General features: G+C 43.1%; 1 protein-coding gene. It reads right to left on the reverse strand.

The window, feature by feature from the left end:
- Positions 1-22: 22 nt before the first annotated feature.
- Positions 23-295: DUF2850 domain-containing protein (locus FTW16_RS01460; protein WP_146489805.1), on the reverse strand; the 273-nt coding region annotated here is incomplete at its 5' end.

Below are 295 nucleotides of genomic sequence, written 5' to 3' on the forward strand. Positions count from 1 at the left end.
CGGAGGGAGATCTTGCGCAGGGTTATCTTTTGAATTGCTCAGCTAATGAAGCACGTCGTTGTTGCATGATACTATGAGTATCACCGATTGCAGTATCTTCATAGCCTTCTTTAATGAACTGTTGAGAAGGAGTACTAGGAACCAATCGCTTTAAACGAGGCGAATCGTAAGTGCCACTGATTGTGTAAACTGTCTTTCCAGAACCAGTGTTGATGGTGACAATCTGACCATCAAAATCAAATGCAGTACTGATGAGGCGATGGTTCATTATCACGCCCTTATCAGAAAGCGTAAG

The sequence above is a fragment of the Vibrio sp. T20 genome (genome assembly GCF_007858795.1).
Classification (GTDB): domain Bacteria; phylum Pseudomonadota; class Gammaproteobacteria; order Enterobacterales; family Vibrionaceae; genus Vibrio; species Vibrio satsumensis.